The organism is Streptomyces sp. (assembly GCF_031178505.1).
GTDB lineage: Bacteria > Actinomycetota > Actinomycetes > Streptomycetales > Streptomycetaceae > Streptomyces > Streptomyces gulbargensis.
The window spans coordinates 1-3231 of record NZ_JAPSIW010000776.1 but is presented as its reverse complement, the minus strand read 5'-3'; the positions used below and the strand labels follow the sequence as shown (position 1 = coordinate 3231).

General features: G+C 74.7%; 3 protein-coding genes. All 3 read right to left on the bottom strand.

Going from position 1 to position 3231, the window contains the following annotated elements:
- The coding region (locus RIF68_RS32155) for an FAD-dependent oxidoreductase (RefSeq protein ID WP_309054794.1) at positions 1–1282 on the bottom strand (1282 nt) is incomplete at its 3' end.
- Positions 1283–1457: 175 nt separating this feature from the next.
- Positions 1458–2336: an ATP-binding cassette domain-containing protein gene (locus RIF68_RS32150; RefSeq protein ID WP_309054793.1), complete on the bottom strand. Its 879-nt coding sequence runs from the start codon at positions 2334–2336 to the stop codon at positions 1458–1460.
- Positions 2333–3082, bottom strand: coding sequence for a cobalt ECF transporter T component CbiQ (cbiQ, locus tag RIF68_RS32145; protein WP_309054792.1), 750 nt, complete (start codon positions 3080–3082; stop codon positions 2333–2335). Before cbiQ ends, RIF68_RS32150 begins: the two co-directional genes overlap by 4 nt.
- Positions 3083–3231 lie beyond the last annotated feature (149 nt).

Sequence of the window (3231 nt, the reverse complement as noted above, 5' to 3'; positions counted from 1 at the left end):
CGTCGAACTCCTCCTTGCCCGGCACGCGCTTGGCGATGTTCAGCTGGCCGCCGATCTCGGCGGCGGCGTCGAAGAGGGTGACGGAGTGGCCGCGCTCGGCGGCGGAGACCGCGCAGGCGAGCCCGGCGGGGCCCGCGCCGACGACCGCGATCCGCTTCGCGCGCCGGGTGGGGGAGAGGACCAGCTCCGTCTCGTGGCAGGCGCGCGGGTTGACCAGGCAGGAGGTGATCTTGAGGCTGAAGGTGTGGTCCAGGCAGGCCTGGTTGCAGCCGATGCAGGTGTTGATGGTGTCGGCGCGGCCGGCGGCGGCCTTGGCGACGAAGCCGGGGTCCGCGAGGAACGGGCGGGCGAGCGAGACCAGGTCGGCCCGGCCCTCCGCGAGGATCTCCTCGGCGACCTCGGGGGTGTTGATGCGGTTGCTGGTGACGAGCGGCACGGAGACCGTCCCCATCAGCTTCTTCGTCACCCAGGTGTAGGCGCCGCGCGGCACCGAGGTGGCGATGGTGGGGATGCGGGCCTCGTGCCAGCCGATGCCGGTGTTGATGAGGGTGGCGCCGGCCGCCTCGATCTCCTTGGCGAGCTGGACGACCTCCTCCAGGGTGGAGCCGCCGGGCACCAGGTCCAGCATGGAGAGGCGGTAGATCAGGATGAAGTCCGTGCCGACCCGCTCCCGGATCCGCCGCACGATCTCCAGCGGGAACCGGACGCGGTTCTCGTACGAACCGCCCCAGCGGTCGGTGCGCCGGTTCGTGGCGGCGGCGATGAACTCGTTGATCAGGTAACCCTCGGAGCCCATCACCTCGACGCCGTCGTAGCCGGCCTCCCGGGCGAGCTCGGCGCAGCGGACGTAGTCCTCGATCGTCTGCTCGACCTCGGCGTCGGTCAGCTCGTTCGGTACGAAGGGGCTGATCGGGGCCTTGATCGCGCTCGGCGCGACCAGGCCGGGGTGGTAGGCGTAGCGGCCGAAGTGGAGGATCTGCATCGCGATGCGGCCCCCGGCCTCGTGCACGGCCCCGGTGATCAGCCGGTGCTCGGCCACCTCCTCGGCGGTGGTGAGCTTGGCCCCGCCGTCCCAGGGCCGGCCGGCCTCGTTGGGCGCGATGCCACCGGTGACGATCAGGCCGGCGCCGCCGCGGGCGCGCTCGGCGTAGAAGGCGGCCATGCGCTCGAAGCCGTGCTCGGCCTCCTCCAGACCGACGTGCATCGACCCCATGATCACGCGGTTGGGCAGCGTGGTGAACCCCAGGTCGAGCGGGCTCAGCAGGTGGGGGTACGGGCTCATGGGGCTCCTCCTCGCGCGGTCGTCGTGCTCTGTTGTAGGCGAGTGGGAGGCGGTTCTGCAACTAGTTGCAGAAGAATCCGGGCGTGATGTCCACTACTCCCCGGCCGGGACACGCGCGACGACGGCGAAGGCCCCGGGCGCGCGGGAGCGCCCGGGGCCTCGGAGCGGGAGCCGCTCAGGAAGGGCCGGCGGCTCCCGGTGTGCCCGCTCCCGGGGCGAGCGTGGCCGCCCAGGCGTCCAGCTCCTCCGGCGTACGCGGCTCCGGCGCGCCCTCCGGAAGCAGGCCGTGCGCCCGCAGCAGTCGCCCCACAGACGTGCCCCACGGCCGCCGCAGCCGGGCCGCGTCCAGGAGGTCGTGGTCCCCGAGCAGCCGGTCCACCGGCCCGGTCCGCAGCCCGCCGGGGGAGAGGACCGCCGCCTCGTCCGCCCAGCGCAGCGCCAGGTCCACGTCATGCGTGGCCATGACCACCGTCGTACCGGCCCTTCGCAGCCCTTCCAGGGCGTCGAGCAGCCGTTCCTGGCCGTGCGGGTCGAGCCCCGCCGTCGGCTCGTCCATGATCAGGACACGGGGCCGCATCGCCACCGCCCCCGCGATCGCCGCCCGCTTCCGCTGCCCGTACGACAGCAGGTGCGTCGGCCGGTCCGCGAGCGCCGTGATGTCCAGCGCCGCGAGTGCCCGCGCGACCCGCAGCCGCACCTCCTCCTCCGGCAGCCCCAGGTTCATGGGCCCGAACGACACGTCCTGCGCCACCGAGGCGGCGAACAGCTGGTCGTCCGGGTCCTGCACCACCAGCTGCACGGTGGTCCGCAGCCGGGTCAGCCCCTTCCGGTCGTACGCCACCTCCGTACCGTCCAGGAGCAGCGCGCCGCTCCCGCAGCGCAGACCGCCGCTCAGCAGCCGCAGCAGCGTCGTCTTGCCGCTGCCGTTGCGGCCGAGCAGCGCGATGGCGCGCCCCCGCGGGACCGCGAAGTCCACGTCCGACAGGACGGCCGGGCCGTCCTCGTAGGCGAACCCCGCCCCCACCAGCTGCACCACGGGAGGAGACACCGTCATGGCAGGAACCTTTCCAGTACCAGGGTGAGGGCGACGAGCCCGGACAGGAGCGCGCCCGTCGCCGCGAGGAACGGCCGGGAGACCGCCGCGGCCGGGACCAGGACCCGCAGGGTCCCGTCGTACCCGCGTCCGGCCAGTCCCGACTGGAGCCGGTGCGCCCGGTCGAAGGCGCGGACGAAGGCGGTCGCGCCGAGCCCGGCCAGCGAACGCCAGGCCGCCGCCCGGGTGGTGTGCCCGAGGCGGGCGGCCTGCGCCTGACGGATCTTCGCCAGCGCGTCCAGGAGCAGGAAGACGATCCGGTACATCACGAGCGCCACGTCCACGACCGGCGCCGGCACCCCGGCCCGCACCAGCCGGGGCAGGACGTCGGAGACGGGTGTCGTGAACGCGAACAGCAGCACCCCGAGGGACGCCGACGCGCTGCGCAGGAGCAGTTCGGCCGCGTGGACCGGGCCGTCCGGCGCGAGCGCCACGAGCCCCTGGCCCCCGCCCACCTGGAAGAGGAGCGGTACGGCCCCCGTGACGCAGAAGCCGAGCGGTACCCGGAAGGCCCGCCACAGCGCCCGGCCCGGCACGCCCGCGGGACCCAGGAGGACGGCGAGGGTGGCCGCGCCCACGAGCACGGCGCCCGGCCACGGCGGCAGCGACACCGCGCACAGGGTGAGCCCGAAGCCGAGCAGCGCCTTCTCGGCGGGATGCCGGCGGCGCCAGCGGCTGCTGTGCGCCGCCGCGTCGATCGGCAGCATCGGCGGTTACGTGTCCCCGCGTGAGGGGGACGCGGGCGGGGCGACCGGCCCTGCCCCGGACGCGCGCGTGCTTCTTTCCCCGGCCCCGGTGCCCCGGGCTCCTTCGGGCGAGGCCCCGGCGTCCCCGGACGCCGCCCCCGGGGCTCGCC